At 60.6% G+C, this 17106-nt stretch carries 15 protein-coding genes; 9 read left to right on the forward strand and 6 right to left on the reverse strand.

Going from position 1 to position 17106, the window contains the following annotated elements; genetic code table 11:
- The first annotated feature begins 2 nt into the window (after positions 1-2).
- The 5 genes from dxs (at position 3) to GSP01_RS05050 (ending at position 5898) form a co-directional block, all read left to right on the forward strand.
- The gene (gene dxs / locus GSP01_RS05030; RefSeq protein WP_141351392.1) at positions 3-1985 is read left to right on the forward strand and encodes a 1-deoxy-D-xylulose-5-phosphate synthase; all 1983 of its coding nucleotides are present in this window, start codon (positions 3-5) and stop codon (positions 1983-1985) included.
- A gap of 7 nt (positions 1986-1992) precedes the next feature.
- On the forward strand, positions 1993-2754 hold the full coding sequence (locus GSP01_RS05035; protein ID WP_141351394.1) for a TlyA family RNA methyltransferase: 762 nt from the start codon (positions 1993-1995) through the stop codon (positions 2752-2754).
- Between the two features lie 80 nt (positions 2755-2834).
- Positions 2835-4058, forward strand: a complete 1224-nt coding sequence (rlmN, locus tag GSP01_RS05040; protein ID WP_141351396.1) for a 23S rRNA (adenine(2503)-C(2))-methyltransferase RlmN — start codon at positions 2835-2837, stop codon at positions 4056-4058.
- Between the two features lie 77 nt (positions 4059-4135).
- Positions 4136-5368 carry an argininosuccinate synthase gene (locus GSP01_RS05045; RefSeq protein ID WP_141351398.1) on the forward strand — a complete coding sequence of 411 codons (1233 nt, stop codon included), beginning with the start codon at positions 4136-4138 and terminating at the stop codon, positions 5366-5368.
- A 26-nt stretch (positions 5369-5394) separates the two neighbouring features.
- A complete protein-coding gene (locus tag GSP01_RS05050; protein ID WP_141351400.1) occupies positions 5395-5898 on the forward strand; it encodes an FKBP-type peptidyl-prolyl cis-trans isomerase in 504 nt (167 codons plus the stop codon).
- 27 nt (positions 5899-5925) lie between these two features.
- Here the strand turns inward: GSP01_RS05050 and GSP01_RS05055 are convergent, their stop codons facing one another.
- Positions 5926-6468 (reverse strand): thymidine kinase, encoded by a 543-nt coding sequence (locus GSP01_RS05055; protein WP_141351402.1) that lies wholly within the window; start codon positions 6466-6468, stop codon positions 5926-5928.
- Positions 6469-6563: 95 nt separating this feature from the next.
- On the opposite strand from GSP01_RS05055, the gene GSP01_RS05060 reads away from it, so the two are divergent.
- Together GSP01_RS05060 and trpS are read left to right on the forward strand one after the other, a co-directional pair.
- Positions 6564-7049 carry a c-type cytochrome gene (locus GSP01_RS05060; protein ID WP_255320866.1) on the forward strand — a complete coding sequence of 162 codons (486 nt, stop codon included), beginning with the start codon at positions 6564-6566 and terminating at the stop codon, positions 7047-7049.
- Positions 7050-7091: 42 nt separating this feature from the next.
- Positions 7092-8081 (forward strand): tryptophan--tRNA ligase, encoded by a 990-nt coding sequence (gene trpS / locus GSP01_RS05065; RefSeq protein ID WP_141351405.1) that lies wholly within the window; start codon positions 7092-7094, stop codon positions 8079-8081.
- 4 nt (positions 8082-8085) lie between these two features.
- Here the strand turns inward: trpS and lpxB are convergent, their stop codons facing one another.
- The 5 genes from lpxB to rpmI all read right to left on the reverse strand — a co-directional run bounded on the left by lpxB (position 8086) and on the right by rpmI (position 13538).
- Positions 8086-9333, reverse strand: a complete 1248-nt coding sequence (lpxB, locus tag GSP01_RS05070; RefSeq protein WP_141351407.1) for a lipid-A-disaccharide synthase — start codon at positions 9331-9333, stop codon at positions 8086-8088.
- The gene (gene pheT, locus GSP01_RS05075; RefSeq protein ID WP_141351409.1) at positions 9330-11798 is read right to left on the reverse strand and encodes a phenylalanine--tRNA ligase subunit beta; all 2469 of its coding nucleotides are present in this window, start codon (positions 11796-11798) and stop codon (positions 9330-9332) included. The genes lpxB and pheT overlap by 4 nt, the downstream gene beginning before the upstream one ends.
- A 1-nt stretch (position 11799) precedes the next feature.
- Positions 11800-12870, reverse strand: coding sequence for a phenylalanine--tRNA ligase subunit alpha (gene pheS, locus GSP01_RS05080; RefSeq protein ID WP_141351411.1), 1071 nt, complete (start codon positions 12868-12870; stop codon positions 11800-11802).
- Between the two features lie 97 nt (positions 12871-12967).
- Positions 12968-13324, reverse strand: coding sequence for a 50S ribosomal protein L20 (gene rplT / locus GSP01_RS05085; protein ID WP_011251849.1), 357 nt, complete (start codon positions 13322-13324; stop codon positions 12968-12970).
- A 13-nt stretch (positions 13325-13337) separates the two neighbouring features.
- Positions 13338-13538 (reverse strand): 50S ribosomal protein L35, encoded by a 201-nt coding sequence (gene rpmI / locus GSP01_RS05090; protein ID WP_046901279.1) that lies wholly within the window; start codon positions 13536-13538, stop codon positions 13338-13340.
- Between the two features lie 310 nt (positions 13539-13848).
- On the opposite strand from rpmI, the gene GSP01_RS05095 reads away from it, so the two are divergent.
- Positions 13849-16275: a glucose/quinate/shikimate family membrane-bound PQQ-dependent dehydrogenase gene (locus GSP01_RS05095; RefSeq protein ID WP_141351413.1), complete on the forward strand. Its 2427-nt coding sequence runs from the start codon at positions 13849-13851 to the stop codon at positions 16273-16275.
- A 134-nt stretch (positions 16276-16409) separates the two neighbouring features.
- Positions 16410-17063 carry an energy transducer TonB gene (locus tag GSP01_RS05100; RefSeq protein ID WP_228123823.1) on the forward strand — a complete coding sequence of 218 codons (654 nt, stop codon included), beginning with the start codon at positions 16410-16412 and terminating at the stop codon, positions 17061-17063.
- Positions 17064-17106 lie beyond the last annotated feature (43 nt).

The raw sequence follows: 17106 nt of genomic DNA on the forward strand, positions 1-17106 counted from the left end.
CCATGAGCAAGAATTCCTCTACGATTCCTACCTATGGCCGCTATCCCGAACTGGATCGCGTCCGTTTCCCTGCCGACATGCGGAACCTGTCCGTCGATCAGCTCAAGCAGCTTGCCGAAGAACTGCGCTCTGAAACCGTTGACGCCGTATCCACCACGGGTGGCCATCTCGGCGCCTCTCTCGGCGTAGTCGAGCTGACCGTCGCCCTGCACGCCGTTTTCAACACACCCGACGATCGCATCATCTGGGACGTCGGCCATCAGGCTTATCCGCACAAGATCCTGACCGGCCGTCGCGACCGGATCCGCACCCTGCGTCAGCCCGAGGGCCTATCGGGCTTTACCCGTCGTTCGGAAAGCGAATACGACCCGTTCGGCGCTGCCCACTCCTCCACCTCGATTTCAGCTGGCCTCGGCATGGCCGTTGCGCACCATCTGCGTGCGGAAGAAGACCCGAGCTATCACGAACGCAACGTCATCGCTGTCATCGGCGACGGCTCGATTTCGGCTGGCATGGCCTATGAAGCCATGAACAACGCCGCAGTCGCAGGCCCCGGCGCAAACCGCCTGATCGTGGTGCTGAACGACAACGAAATGTCGATCGCTCCCCCGGTCGGTTCGATGTCGGACTACCTGTCGCGTCTGATGTCCTCCCGCCAGTTCTTCAGCCTCCGCGATCTCGCTGGCAAGGTCGCCAAGCGCCTTCCGGGTAAAATCGAGCGCACCGCCAAGCGCGCCGAAGAGTATGCCCGCGGCCTGATTACAGGCGGCACGTTGTTTGAAGAGCTTGGCTTCTACTATGTTGGCCCGGTCAACGGCCACGACATGAGCCAGCTCGTGCCGATCCTGCGCAACCTGCGCGACGCCGACGATCAGGGTCCGATCCTGCTGCACATCATCACCGAGAAAGGCCGCGGCTACAAACCCGCCGAAGCCGCCGGTGACAAGTATCACGCCGTCAGCAAGTTTAACGTCGTCACGGGCGAGCAGAAGAAGGCCCCGGCCGGACCGCCGAGCTATACGTCCATCTTCAGCCGCGAACTGATGCGCCGTGCCAAAACCGACGATAAGCTGATCACGATCACGGCCGCCATGCCGTCCGGCACAGGCCTGAGCGCCTTCGCCAAGGCCTATCCGGACCGCTTCTTCGACGTCGGCATTGCCGAACAGCACGCTGTCACCTTCGCGGCCGGTATCGCGTCCGAAGGTCTGCGCCCATTCTGTGCAATTTACTCGACCTTCCTGCAGCGCGCCTACGATCAAGTCGTCCATGACGTCGCGCTTCAGAACCTGCCAGTCCGTTTCGCCATTGACCGCGCCGGCCTGGTCGGTGCCGATGGCGCCACCCATGCCGGTTCGTTCGACCTCAACTACCTGTGCTGCCTGCCGAACATGGTGGTAATGGCACCGTGCGACGAAATCGAACTGCTGCACGCCACAGCGACGGCCTGTGAATATGACGCCGGACCGATCGCCTTCCGCTACCCGCGTGGCAACGGCATCGGCCTTGATCTGCCTGAAAAGGGCGAAGTTCTGGAAATCGGCAAAGGGCGCATCGTCCGCGAAGCCCGTCGCGCGCCGAACGCTCGCGGTGGCGTCGCCATCCTGTCGCTTGGCCCGCGCCTGCATGAATCCCTGCGCGCCGCTGACCAACTGGCCGCACAGGGTGTTCCAGTCACGGTTGCCGATGCCCGCTTCGCCAAACCGATCGACAAGGGTCTAGTGGAAGATCTGGCAAACCAGCACGAAGTCTTCATCACGCTTGAAGAAGGTGCCATTGGTGGCTTCAGCAGCCTCGTCGTTCAGCACCTTGCCGAAACCGGTCTGCTCGACAAGGTGAAGTTCCGTCCGATGGCCCTGCCGGATCGTTACATCGATCACAACACGCAGGACGCACAGTACGAAGAAGCCGGCCTGACCGCACCGCATATCGTACGCACCGCGGCAGACGCCCTTGGCGTCGAAGTCGCCCAGCAGTCCGCCTGAACGACTGATGGCTAAACGCCGTGCCGACCAGCTCCTCGTTGACCGGGGACTGGTCGAAAGCCGGACACGGGCACAGGCCCTGATCATGGCGGGCCTCGTCTATACGAGTGACCGCCGGATCGCGAAAGCCGGCGACCAACTCCCCGAAGACGCGCCCCTCGCCCTCAAGGGGCAGGACCACCCTTGGGTGTCGCGTGGCGGGCTCAAGCTGATCCACGCGATTGAACATTTCGGGCTGGCCCCGAAAGGCCGCGTCGCCATCGACGTTGGCGCTTCGACCGGCGGCTTTACGGACGTCCTGCTCACGCATGGGGCTGCGAAGGTCTATGCCGTGGACGTCGGACATGGGCAGCTTGCCTGGAAAATCCGCTCGGACGAACGCGTCGTCGTTATGGAAAAGACGAATGCCCGCGCCCTGACGGCCGCACAGATTCCCGAACCAGTAGGGATCGTGGTCTGCGATGCCAGCTTCATCGGCCTGCGCACCGTCCTGCCTGCCGCCCTTGAGCTCACGACGCCGGATGCCTGGGCCGTAGCCCTCATCAAGCCCCAGTTCGAAGCAGGCCGCGGGGAAGTCGGCGCAAAAGGCGTCGTCCGGGACCCGGCTGTCCACGACCGTGTCTGCGAAGAAATCCGGGAGTGGTTCGCAGCCCTCCCCGGCTGGGAAATCCTCGGGATCGAAGCCAGCCCCATTACCGGTCCGGAAGGCAACCGTGAGTTTCTGATCGCAGCCAGAAAAACCGGCACGGCACAGGCTACTGCAGAATAGTTTGCTAAAATAGTTTTCCGGGGAAGACCGCGCTTTTCCTTTGGAACTGCAGGTCTCCCCCGTGCTATGGCTCCGCCGCCATGACAGCCGTAATCCATCCCGATATCCGCCCCCGAATCAATTCCGTCGCGTCCGACGATCTGAACGCTGCCGAGCGCGAGCGCATTCACGCGAAATCCGCCCTGTTCGCACCGCCCGAAGCACGTCTCACGGACGGGAGGCGCGATCTAGTAGGCCTGTCGCGCGAAGAATTGGCCGCACTCATGACGGAAATCGGCGAGAAGCCCTTCCGCGCCAAACAGCTCTGGCACTGGATCTACCATCAGGGCGCAACCGATTTCTCGGCGATGACAACCATCGCCAAGCCCATGCAGGCCAAGCTCGCGGAACATTTCGTCGTCAGCCGCCCCACGACCGCGACCGAACAAACCTCCGTGGACGAGACGCGCAAGTTCCTCTTCCGCTTCCGCGACGGCCAGGAAGCCGAAACCGTCTACATCCCGGATCGCCGGGAAGACCGGGGCGCTGTCTGCATTTCCTCGCAGGTCGGCTGCACCCTGTCCTGCACCTTCTGCCATACCGGCACCCAGAAGCTCGTCCGCAACCTCGGCCCTGCCGAGATCGTCGGCCAGTTCATGGCAGCCCGCGATAGCTACGGCGAATGGCCCAGCCCGAGCGCAGACATGCCGCGCTACCTGTCCACCATCGTACTGATGGGCATGGGCGAGCCGCTCTACAATTACGAAAACGTCGCCAAAGCCATGCGGATCATCATGGACGGCGAAGGCATCGCCCTATCTCGCCGCCGCATCACCCTTTCGACGTCCGGTGTGGTCCCGATGATGGATCGTTGCGGCGATGAACTTGGCATCAACCTGGCCATCTCGCTGCATGCCGTAACTAACGAACTGCGCGACCAGATCGTGCCGCTCAACCGCAAATACCCGATCGAGGAACTAATCGCCGCCTGCCGACGCTATCCGGCCGCATCCAACTCACGCCGCATTACTTTCGAATACATCATGCTCCGTGGCGTGAACGACAGCGAAGCCGATGCCCGCGAACTCGTGCGTCTGATCCGTGACTTACCGGCCAAGGTGAACCTGATCCCGTTCAACCCCTGGCCCGGCTCGGATTTCCAACCCTCGACCCGCCAACAGCTCACGAAATTCGCCAACATCGTGATGGGCGCCGGCTTCGCCTCGCCCATCCGCACTCCGCGCGGTCAGGACATCCTTGCGGCCTGCGGTCAGCTCAAGACCGAAAGTGAGCGCCAGCGCCGTTCCGCCCCCCCCGAAGCCTGACATTCGCCCGGTTTCCCTCTTCTCCCCGAGATGCTAGAAACGCTTCTCAAACGAAACACACCAAGGACCACGCAGTTATGAGCGCCCACCAGGACGTCAAGAAAGTTGTGCTCGCCTATTCTGGCGGCCTGGACACTTCGGTAATCCTCCGCTGGCTCCAGAAGACCTATAACTGCGAGGTCGTCACCTTCACCGCCGACCTCGGCCAGGGTGAAGAACTCGAACCTGCCCGCAAGAAGGCCGAAATGTTCGGCGTCAAGGAGATCTTCGTCGAGGATCTGCGCGAAACCTTCGTCAAGGATTTCGTGTTCCCGATGTTCCGGGCCAACACGCTCTATGAAGGCCAGTACCTGCTGGGCACCTCCATCGCCCGTCCGCTGATCGCACAGCGCCAGATCGAGATCGCCGAAGCCGTCGGCGCCGACGCCGTGGCGCATGGTGCAACCGGCAAGGGCAACGACCAGGTCCGCTTCGAACTCGGCTATTATTCGCTCAAGCCGGACGTAAAAGTCATCGCCCCCTGGCGCGAGTGGAACCTGACGTCTCGCACGAAGCTTCTTGCTTTCGCCGAAGAAAACCAGATCCCCGTCACGAAGGACAAGCGCGGCGAAGCTCCGTTCTCCGTGGACGCGAACCTCCTGCACTCCTCTTCCGAAGGCAAGCTGCTTGAGGATCCGTCGATCGGCGCGGAAGAAATCGTCTTCCAGCGTACGATTTCACCGGAAGCCGCACCCGACGTCGCAACCGAAATCACCATTGATTTCGTCAGCGGTGACCCGGTCGCCATCAACGGCGTGGAGATGACCCCGGCAACCCTGCTGACCCGCCTCAACGAACTGGGCCGTGACAACGGCATCGGCCGTCTCGATATCGTGGAAAACCGCTTCGTGGGCATGAAGTCCCGCGGCATCTACGAGACGCCGGGTGGCACGATCTTGCTGGCTGCCCACCGCTCGATCGAAAGCATCACGCTCGACCGTGAAGCTGCCCATCTCAAGGACAGCATCATGCCGCGCTATGCCGAGATCATCTATAACGGTTTCTGGTTCTCGCCCGAGCGTCGAATGCTTCAGGCCCTCATCGACACCAGCCAACATTCCGTGACCGGCCGTGTCCGCATGCGCTTGTACAAGGGCAATGTAACCTGCGTGGGTCGTGAAAGTCCGCACAGCCTGTATGATACCCGCGTCGTGACTTTCGAGGACGACGAAGGCGCCTATAATCAACAGGATGCCCAGGGCTTCATCAAGCTCAACGCCCTGCGCCTGCGGCTTGGCGGCCAGATCGGCCGTCGCGGCGGTACGCTCTGATTTCTCAACAGACTCCCCGGGGGACCATGACCAGTCTGATCCGTCTTACATCCGCTTTCGCCCTGTGTGGCGCCCTCGCCCTGACAGGGTGCGCCGGTGGCCGCAAGCAAGTGGATGATTCCGACCTGACGCCCGAACAGTTTATGGCGAAAATCCATGCTGAACCCGGCGTCAAGACCCTGCCGGACGGCCTGTCCTACAAGGTTCTCCAGTCGGGTCCCAAGGATGGTGAAAGCCCGCATCATGGCTCCACCATCATGGTCATCTATGAAGGCCGTCTCCCCGATGGTGGCATCTTCGACAGCTCTGACCAGCACGGTAACGGCGCCTATATGGAAATGCCGCTCGACGGCCTCGTACAGGGCTGGCTTGAAGCGCTGCCCATGATGCATGTCGGTGACGAATGGATGCTCTACCTTCCGCCGAACCTCGGCTACGGCAAGCGCTCCATGGGCATTATCCCGCCCAACAGCCCGCTGATTTTCAAGATCCGCCTTCTGGGCGTCAATAACGGCGGCGGTCAGCAGTAAAAGCCGTCACCTCTGCCGGAGCAGCATTCAGGACTGTTCCGGCAGAGTCCAATGCGCCTCGCAACGCGCTTCATAAAGCTCCTGGTCCCCCGTCTCCAGAAGATGACCGGTGTCATGGGTTTTCGCGGTCCAGACGGCAGGCGCGCCACAAACATGACAGCGCGCCGTCAGGACAATAACCTCGTCCGCATCTTCCCTTAGCCGCTCCATGACGTCGAACGGAACGCGCCGGTAATCGGTATCCAGCCCCCCGACGGTCACATCCACGCCCCGCGCCCGAACATCCCGGATATCCTCAACGATATCGCCCTGATAATGCGGCGCAACCCAGAATTGCCCCTCATCCAGAACGATATGACCGTACAGGTCCGCATCTTCGGGCCATGTGTTCACCGACATCGCAGCGAGATGAGATCCATCCCGGCTAACGAGCTCTGCGCCATCGCGCGTATCAAAGCCGGGCTTGAGGGCCAGAACATCCGTCTGCTTTTTCGCGGCAGCAATCAGATGCGCGGATTTCCCCGCAAACATCGGCCCCACATACAATACAAGACGGCCTCTAACGGTCATGGCTTCTCCTTCCGATAGCGCCATGAGCCCTATTACAGCCGATTTGCCAAGCCCCGGACTTGCTGAAACGGCTCTGAAAATGCGACAACGACGCTGTGATCAGAATTGACCCAGCCGTCCGACTGCCTCTGTTTCTCGCCATTTTCATGGTGGCGGTCTTCGTTGTCGGTCACGCTTGGGAAAATCGCGCTCAGGCCCCGCGCGAATACGCCAATGAATGCAGCACCTGCCACCACGGCGGTCATGGTCAGGTTTCTGAAGTCGCCCCGATTTTTGGCCGCGTTGGCCCGATCGCACAAACTCCTGCCGGGCATCACTACCTGGCCGACGTCCTGCTTTACGGACTAAACGGCCCCATTACGGCGGGAGATGGCCATTACAACAGTTCCATGCCGTCTTTTCACCGCCTCTCCAACGACGAGATCGCCCGCATCCTGACATTCGTCGCAAGTCAAGAAATACCCGCAGACGCCCCGACATTCACCGCCGCTGACGTCGCAGCCGCACGGGCTCATCCGATGTCGGCGACGGAAGTTTTGCAAGAACGGCAGAAGCTCGACCTGCAAACACCCGTTCATTGAAGCCGTTCGCTTCCCCTTTCCCAACAAATGAAGACAGAACCCATGCAGCGCGTATTTTCCGGCATTCAGCCAACCGGCATTCCCCATCTGGGCAATTATCTCGGAGCAATCCGCAACTGGGTTACGCTGCAGGAAGACCATGACTGCGTCTTCTGTCTGGTGGACCTGCATTCCATCACCATGCCCTGGGACCCGCAAACCCTGCGTGAACAGACGCTCGGTTCGACAGCCTGCCTTCTGGCGGCCGGAATCGAACCCACACGCCTGTACAACCAGTCTGCCGTCAGCGCGCATGCCCGCCTCGGTTGGATTTTCAACTGCGTCTCGCGCCTCGGCTGGCTCAACCGCATGACCCAGTTCAAGGACAAGGCCGGCAAGAACCGCGAGAACCATTCGGCGGGCCTGTATGTCTATCCGAACCTGATGGCCGCCGACATTCTGGCCTTCCACGCAACCCGCGTCCCCGTCGGCGAAGACCAGCGCCAGCATATCGAGCTCACCAACGACATCGGCCAGAAGTTCAATCACGACATGGGCGTGGAGTTCTTCCCGCAGGTGGAGGCCTTCATCCCTCCCGCCGCAGCCCGCGTCATGAGCCTGCGCGATGGCAGCAAGAAGATGTCCAAGTCCGACCCGTCAGAACAGAGCCGCATTGTCCTGACCGACACCGCAGACGACATCGCCCTGAAAATCCGCCGCGCCAAGACCGATTCCGAACCGCTCCCCAGCGAAACGGACGGTCTGAGCGAACGTCCGGAAGCCCGAAACCTCGTCTCCATCTATGCAGCTATGTCGGATGAAACACCGGCAGACATTCTGGCCCGCTTCAGCGGTCAGGGCTTTGGCCCGTTCAAGAATGCTCTCGCCGATCTTCTGGTGGAACGTCTGGCCCCGGTCGCCAGCGAAACGCAGCGCCTGCTTCAGGACGAAACGCATCTGCTCTCGGTCCTGCGTGCCGGTGCCGAACGTGCAAACAGCGTTTCGGAACCGATCGTTCAGGAAGCCGAACGCCTCGTCGGCTTCCTGCGCTAGGATTTCAAATGCTGGACGACCGGGAAACCGGCTCGTTCAGCAAATCCATGATCTCCGCAGCAGCTGCATCAGCGGGCGTCCCCACAGGCGGTGCGAGCATCTCAAGCACGTCAGCAAACGCCATACGCTGCTTTTCCACCATCTGCGGATCACTCAACAGCTTCGAGACCATCTCGGTCAGTTTCTTTGGCGTGCAATCTTCCTGAAGCAGTTCCGGCACCACTTCTCGTCCGGCCAGCAGATTGACCATCGCCACATGCGGCACTTTGATCAGACGCCGCGCAATCGTCGCCGTCACCGGGTTGACGCGATACGTCACCGCCATCGGCACATTACCCATCGCAAGCTCCAATGTGGATGTCCCTGACTTGGTCAGGGCGCACTGCGCTGCCGCAAAGGCGTCGTGCTTGTCATGGATATCCGTGACGATATGGGGCTGAACCGGCCATTTACGGATCAACTGACGGATCGTCGGCGCAATCACAGGCGCAACCGGGATCACAGGACAGATATCCGGATACTGCACCCGCAACAGATCCAACATCTTGCGAAAAACAGGCAGAAGCCGGGGGGCTTCCGAACGCCGGCTACCCGGCATCAGGATCACAACGGGCGCATTGGCCGGAATATTGTGCCTCAGCCTGAAGCGCTGCGCATTCCCCTGCCGCACGCCCGACTGAAGCACCGGATGCCCGACAAACCGCCCCTCAAGCCCGCGCTTTGCAAACCACTCAGGCTCAAAAGGCAGGAGGCAAAGCAGCCTGTCCCAGAGCCCCGGAAACTCCTTGACCCGGTTTTCGCGCCAAGCCCAGACCTGAGGCGCCACATAATGAACGCGCTTAATCCCGGAACGCTCAATCTTTTGCAACAGACGCAGAGCAAAACCTGGGCTGTCGATCGTCACAACAAGATCCGGCTTACGCAACTCAATATCCTGAACGGCCTCCAGAAGCCGCTGCGACAGATGCCGCAGACGGGGCAGCACTTCGACAAGCCCCATGACCGCCAGATCGCTCATGGGAAACAGGCTGTGCAGCCCGAGCGCTTCCATACGCCCGCCCCCGACACCAGCAAAAACCAGCGAAGGGTCCTGCGCATGGAGTGCCTGCATAAGACGTGCACCGATCACGTCTCCACTGGCCTCACCCGCCAGAATCCAGATTACCCGCCCGTAACGGGGCAAAAGCGTGGCTTTTTGGGAAGGGTCCGTCGAGGACTGTCCGTCAGATCCGGATTCTGGAAGAGAGTTCATCGACGCAGCACAGCCCCTGTTGCCTTGAGCACCGCAGCTTCCACCGATTTGGAAACCGCTTCAAGCTGCGCATCCGTAAGACTCTCGCTCTGTGGCTGCAAGACCACTTCCACCCCGAGCGAACGATGTCCTTCCGGCAGACTGCCGCCCTCAAACACATCAAACAGCCGGACATCCTGCACCAGATTGCGATCCGCCATCCGCGCGGCCTTCAGAACAGCCTGAATTTCCACATCCGATCCCGCCACGAAAGCGAAATCACGGCGGACAGGCTGCAGCGGAGACAGAACAGGCGCAGCTTTGCGCTTAGCCTTTGGCAGCGGTACCTGATCCAGATAGGCTTCGAACGCCACCACGGTTCCGCTCAGTCCCAGCGCCCGCGCGACACGCGGATGCAGTTCACCAAACGTCCCCAGCACCATCTTCGGACCCTGCCGTACCTGGCCAGACCGGCCCGGATGATAGAAACCCGGAGCATCAGCCGTGACCGACAGCGCTGCTTCCGGCACTCCCAGTGCCACCAGAGCGGCAGTCAGATCCGCCTTCGCCTCCCAAAGCGTTGCTTCATGCGCCGCAACACCAGGCTCACGCGCCGTCAGACCAGCCCGCAGACCCGCCAGGCGCAGATGCTGTCCGGTTGCATCGAAGCTCGGTCCAACCTCGAACAGCGCCCCTTCACCCGACAGACCCAGACCGCGGGCCAGATTACGTGAAAGAGCCCGCGCCAGATTGATCAGTGGGGTCGGACGGAGCTGGTCCAGATCAGTGGCAATCGGATTCAGCAGATGATGCGCTTCCGACACGTCACCGAACAGAGCCGCATCATCCTGCGCCACGAACGAGAAGCCAACCGTCTCGGTCAACCCGCGTGCCGCACAGACACGACGCAACAGGGCCGCACGCGCCTGAAGCGGCGTTACAGCCGGAGCCGGCACAACCGTCGTCTGCGGCAACGCAACCGCCGGAACATTGTCCAGCCCGTAAAGCCGCAGCACTTCCTCAAGCAGATCGCATTCCGCTTCCATTGCCTGCACATGGCTGGCAGCCCGACCCGCCACGTCTTCATCCAGCGTCGGGGCCTGCGCCAGAACCTGTCCCGAGGCAATGTCATTGCGCCAGGACGGCACCAGGAACGTCGCGGCGTCTTCCGTCCGTTCCGTCACCTCAAAGCCCAGATGCTCAAGGGAGCGGACGGCATCGTCAGCCGCGATATCTACACCGCCCAGCGTCTTCAGACGCTCGAACCGCAACGTCGCCGTCCGTTCCCAGTCCGGCAGAGCACCAGCCTCGGTGATCTCGCTGACTTCACCGCCACACAGATCGCGGATCATGATCGTAGCGGCTTCAAGTCCATTGAGAACCTGTGCCGGATCGATCCCGCGCTCGAACCGCTGCCGCGCGTCGGTGTGAATGGCCAGACGACGTCCTGTCAGAGCAATCCGTACAGGATCAAAGAGAGCGGATTCTACAAACACATCAGTCGTGTTTTCATCCACGCCACTGCTTTCACCGCCAATCAGACCGGCAAGCGACTGCACACCGGCTTCATCGACAATGACCATATCCTCGGTGCCGAGCACATATTCGCGCCCATCAAGGCCCGTAAAGGTCTCTCGAGCCGCAGGCGTCACCGTAAGCGTATCGCCTTTAAGTTTTGCAACATCAAAGACATGCAGCGGACGGCCGAGATCATAAGTGAGGTAGTTCGTAACATCGACAAGCGCCGAAATCGGCTTGACCCCGACAGCCTCCAGACGACGCTGCAGCCAATCCGGGCTCGGCCCGTTCTTCACGCCCCGGATCACACGCCCAACAATATACGTGCAAGCCGGATGTTCGGTCTTCCACGCCAGCGGAGACGGAAAATCCCCTTCCACGGCTTCCGTAAGCCAGGACTTGAGACGTCCGATGCCTCCCGCGGCCAAATCGCGCGCAATGCCACGAATGCTCAGCGCATCGCCGCGGTTGGGCGTAATCGCGATTTCGATAACCGGATCATCCAGTTCCGCATAGGCCGCATAGGACTCCCCGATCGGAGCTGCTTCGGAAAGCTCGGCAATCCCGTTACTTTCCTCACCCAGTCCCAATTCCTTCAGAGAGCACAGCATTCCGTTGCTGTCCTGCCCGCGGATTTTGCCCTTCTTGATGGTGATATCAAGCCCCGGGACATAGGTTCCCGGCGTCGCGAAAATCACATGCAGACCCGCACGCGCATTTGGTGCGCCGCACACGACCTGCACGTCTTCAAAACCAGCGCCAGCCGCCACACGACAGACCTGAAGGCGGTCTGCATCAGGATGACGATGCGCTTCGACAATCTTGGCCGTCCGGAAACCCACCAGACGGTCGGCAGGGTTCTCAACGCCTTCAACCTCAAGCCCGATGACATTCAGCCGGGCGCAGATGTCTTCAACAGAAGCTGTAAAATCAAGATGTTCACGCAGCCATGAGAGAGAGAACTTCATGTCACACGCCCTCCGTCAGCGTAGCAGGCGAAAATGCCGAAAATCCGTAATGACGCAGCCAGCGCAGATCGCTTTCGTAGAAAGACCGCAGATCGGGGATGCCGTTCTTCAGCATCGCCAGACGCTCGATCCCCATTCCAAACGCAAATCCCTGCCATTCGGCCGGATCAAGCCCACAGTTCGCCAGAACCCGTGGATGGATCATCCCCGATCCCAAAACTTCCAGCCAGTCAGAGCCAGCACCGATCTCGCCAGTCGCCTTCGACCAGCCGATATCAACTTCCATGGAAGGCTCGGTGAACGGAAAGTAAGACGCACGAAACCGCACAGGCAGGTTCGGCTTGTCGAAATAGACGCGCAGGAATTCGATCAAGCAGCCCTTAAGGTGGCCAAGCGTGATGTTGCGATCGACTACAAGACCTTCACACTGATGGAACATCGGCGAATGGGTCGCATCATGATCAGCGCGATAGGTACGGCCGGGTGCAATGATGCGGACCGGAGGCTGTGAACCGAGCATTGTACGGATCTGCACACCCGAGGTCTGTGTGCGCAGCACCCGTGGCTCCCCACCCTCATTCTTCGGAGGCAAATAGAACGTATCGTGTTCGGTCCGGGCGGGATGATGCTCGGGCGTATTCAGGGCCGAGAAATTATGCCACTGGCTTTCGATATCCGGCCCTTCGGCGACGGAGAAGCCCATTGCGCCGAAAATGGCCGTCATTTCCTCAATGGTCCGGCTGATGGGATGGATGGTGCCTGTCACAACTGCGGGCGCCGGCATCGTCACATCCACGCGCTCAGAGCGCAGACGCGCCTGAAGCGCCTCTTCCTCGATATCGCGACCACGGGCCTCAATAGCTGCCGTCAGTTCATCGCGCAGACCATTCAGCGCCTGACCGCGCTCTTTGCGCTCCTGCGGCTCCAGCTTGCCCAACTGTTTAAGCAGAGCCGTCAGCGCACCAGACTTCCCCAGCGTCCCGACGCGGATCGCGTCCCACTGGACGCGGTCCTGCGCTCCGGCCAGCGCAGCCAGCGTGTCATTCCTGAGTATATCGAGATCGTCAGCCATACCGCCCATCCCCTGCAGCACAAAACAAAACGGGCCGTCCTGATAACAGGACGGCCCGCCAGTCACCAGACCCCCGAAGGGATCAAGCCGGAAAAGCTCAGCCGAGAGCGGCCTGGGCCTTCTTCACGATTTCACCGAAAGCAGCGCTATCGTCAAAAGCGATGGCGGCGAGGACCTTACGGTCGATCTCGATGCCAGCCTTGTCCAGACCATTGATGAAGCGGCTGTACGTCAGACCATGCTCGCGGACAGCAGCGTTGATACGCTGGATCCACAGGGCGCGGAAATCACGCTTCTTGTTGCGACGGTCACGATACGCATAACGCAGCGCCTTCTCGACGCGCTCCAGAGCAATACGGTAGTTCGTGGACGAACGGCCGCGATAGCCCTTGGCGAGCTCGAGAACCTTCTTGTGACGGGCGTGCGACGTTACGCCCCGCTTGACACGTGCCATTTACCTTATCTCCTCAGAGCCCGTAGGGCGCCCACTGCTTGATTGTCTTCGCATCCATGTCCGTCATGGTCTGAGGACCGCGGTTGGTGCGCTTCATCTTCTGCGGACGGTTGATAAGGCCATGGCGCTTGTTGCCCGGGCCGCACATCACTTTGCCGGTCGCGGTGATCTTGAACCGCTTCTTGACCGACGACTTGGTCTTCATCTTGGGCATTTCGGTCTCCCTCGCCGTAAACGATTGGTCCTGCACACAGTAAGGACTCTGCACGGCCGGGCATGCCACTCGTGGCCCGGACGCGTGCGCGGAAGCGGTGTCCTTATCGGAGACCAAAGTATTCTGCAAGCGCATTATTTTCTTGAACGCTCAATCATAAGTTCCCCCTTTCCTCAAGTCACGACGACGTGAATGCCCTCACAGTGACGTGAGCGAGATGAACCTTCTGACATCTTGACCCTTGATATCCTTCCATGTGCTTTGTCCGGAAGTCACCGTGCTGCACCAGAACAACATCTTCAGGAACATCATGAGTACAACATCCCGGCCAGGGCTCTGGGCCCTGATAACGGCCGCGGTCTTCGCGCTTTGCGGCGCGATCCTTACCGTTGGCGGCGCATGGGTCGCTGCCATCGGCGGCCCTCTTTATTATGTCCTCCTCGGTCTGGCGCTCCTCGCCACGGCTTTCCTCTCATTCCGGCGCAATCCAGCTGCCCTTTACCTGTTCGCAGTTGCCGTTTTCGCAACGGTCATCTGGGAACTCACGGTTGTCGGTCTCGACATCTGGGCCCTGATCCCGCGCTCGGACATCGTCATCATCCTCGGCATCTGGCTGCTGCTGCCGTTCGTCTCCCGCCAGATCGGTGGTACGCGGACGACCGTTCTGCCGCTCGCCGGCGCCGTTGGCGTTGCGGTTCTGGCCCTATTCGCCAGCCTCTTCACCGACCCGCATGACATCAGCGGCGAACTGCCGACGCAGATCGCAAACGCCTCCCCCGCCGACCCGGACAACGTCCCGGCCAGCGAATGGCACGCCTATGGTCGTACGCAAGCCGGTGACCGCTGGTCCCCACTGAACCAGATCAACGCATCCAACGTCAGCAACCTCAAGGTCGCATGGCATATCCACACCAAGGATATGATGAACTCCAACGACCCCGGCGAAGCGACGAACGAAGCGACCCCGATCGAGTTCAACAACACGCTTTACATGTGCTCCCTGCACCAGAAGCTGTTTGCGATTGATGGTGCCACCGGCAACGTCAAGTGGGTCTACGATCCGCATCTCCAGATCAATCCGGGCTTCCAGCATCTGACCTGCCGTGGCGTCAGCTTCCACGAAACGCCGGCCAATGCCACGGATTCCGATGGCAACCCTGCTCCGACGGACTGCGCCAAGCGCATCATCCTTCCGGTCAATGATGGCCGTCTGGTTGAAGTCGATGCCGACACAGGCAAGACCTGCTCCGGCTTCGGCAACAACGGCGAAATCAATCTGCGCCTTCCAAACCAGCCTTACACGACGCCCGGCCAGTACGAGCCGACGTCTCCGCCGGTTATCACGGACAAGCTGATCATCGCCAACAGCGCCATCACCGATAACGGCTCGGTCAAGCAGGCTTCAGGCGCCACGCAGGCATTCGACGTCTACACCGGCAAGCGCGTCTGGGTGTTCGATGCGTCCAACCCGGATCCGAACCAGCTTCCGGATGACAGCCACCCTGTCTTCCACCCGAACTCCCCGAACTCCTGGATCGTGTCGTCCTACGACAAGAATCTGAACCTCGTGTACATCCCGATGGGCGTGGGTACTCCCGACCAGTGGGGCGGTGACCGCACGAAGGATTCCGAGCGTTTCGCTCCAGGTATCGTTGCGCTGAACGCAGACACGGGCAAGCTCGCCTGGTTCTATCAGACCGTTCATCATGATCTGTGGGACATGGACGTTCCGTCCCAGCCGAGCCTCGTGGACGTAACACAGAAGGACGGCACGCTTGTTCCGGCCATCTACGCTCCGACCAAGACCGGCGACATCTTCGTCCTCGACCGTCGTACCGGCAAGGAAATCGTCCCGGCTCCGGAAACCCCGGTTCCCCAGGGCGCTGCTCCGGGCGATCACACCAGCCCGACCCAGCGGATGTCTCAGCTGACCCTGCGTCCGAAGAACCCGCTGAACGATTCCGATATCTGGGGCGGCACGATCTTCGACCAGATGTTCTGCAGCATCTATTTCCACACCCTGCGCTACGAAGGCCCCTTCACGCCGCCGTCGCTCAAGGGCTCGCTCATCTTCCCGGGCGATCTGGGCATGTTCGAGTGGGGCGGTCTGTCCGTCGATCCGCAGCGTCAGGTGGCTTTCGCCAACCCGATCTCCCTGCCGTTCGTCTCCCAGCTCGTTCCCCGCGGACCGGGCAACCCGCTCTGGCCCGACGAAAACGCCAAGGGTACAGGTGGTGAAACCGGACTGCAGCACAACTATGGCATTCCGTATGCCGTCAACCTGCATCCTTTCCTGGATCCGGTGCTGCTGCCGTTCGGCATCAAGATGCCCTGCCGCACGCCGCCCTGGGGCTATGTCGCCGGTATTGACCTGAAGACCAACAAGGTCGTCTGGCAGCACCGCAACGGCACACTGCGTGACTCGATGTACGGAAGCTCCCTGCCGATCCCGCTGCCACCGATCAAGATCGGTGTCCCGAGCCTTGGTGGCCCGCTCTCCACGGCTGGCAACATCGGCATCCTGACGTCGTCCATGGATTACTACATCCGGGCTTACAACCTGACGACGGGTAAGGTCCTCTGGCAGGATCGCCTGCCGGCTGGCGCCCAGAACACTCCGATGACCTATGCCATCAACGGCAAGCAGTACATCGTAACCTATGCAGGCGGACACAACTCGTTCCCGACCCGCATGGGCGACGACATCATCGCCTACGCCCTGCCCGATCAGAAATGATCTGACAGGACCCTTTGGGCTATAGAAAAGGGGAGATGCCATTAGGCATCTCCCCTTTTTTCATTCCGGCAGACTGGCGGAAGATACAATAGTTACATATAGTAACAAATTCATTTCCCGATGAGAGACATATCTTGAGACTGTCCGTCATCCACCCACTTCTGACTCTTACCCTTTTCTTTGCGGGCAGCAGCCTGCCCGCAAAGGCCGAAGACCATCCTCTCGGCGCGATGCTGGATCCCCACCATCACAGCACCCTCATTTACCCGCCCGCCGAACTTGAATTTCACAGAAGTGGAACGGCCCATGTCCGCTGCGTCATCAGCGCTTCCGGAATAGCCACCGACTGCCAGTCTTCCGCCTCACAACCGGATTTCGGCCTCGCAGCCGAGCAGATGACCTACAGCTCAACGTTCCTGCCCGCATACCAGAACAACGTGGCCACTCCCGGCACCTGGGAGAAAACCTACACCTTCCATGCCTCGCCTGACTTAACGACACCGATGCTCGACAAGGCCCATACGCCCCCACCCCATTATCCCGAAGCCGCCGACGCTGCCGGAATTAGCGGTCACATCACTGTCCTCTGTCAGATCGACCAAATAGGCGCCGCACATGACTGCATAGTCAGCGACGGCCCACCCATCCTAAAACGCGCTTCGCTCGCCTATTTCAGCCTTGCCAGATACTACCCGGCCCTCAGGGACGGAAAACCCGTCACAGCACAGTACCGGGGGAACATCACCTGGGACACGACTCATCCCGTGGACCAGCAAGGCTTCCATTAGCCTGCCAGTACAAGACAGCTTGCACGCCGCTCTCAACATATGC

Origin of the sequence: Gluconobacter sphaericus NBRC 12467 (assembly GCF_006539125.1) — a bacterium.
Classification (GTDB): Bacteria; Pseudomonadota; Alphaproteobacteria; order Acetobacterales; family Acetobacteraceae; genus Gluconobacter; species Gluconobacter sphaericus.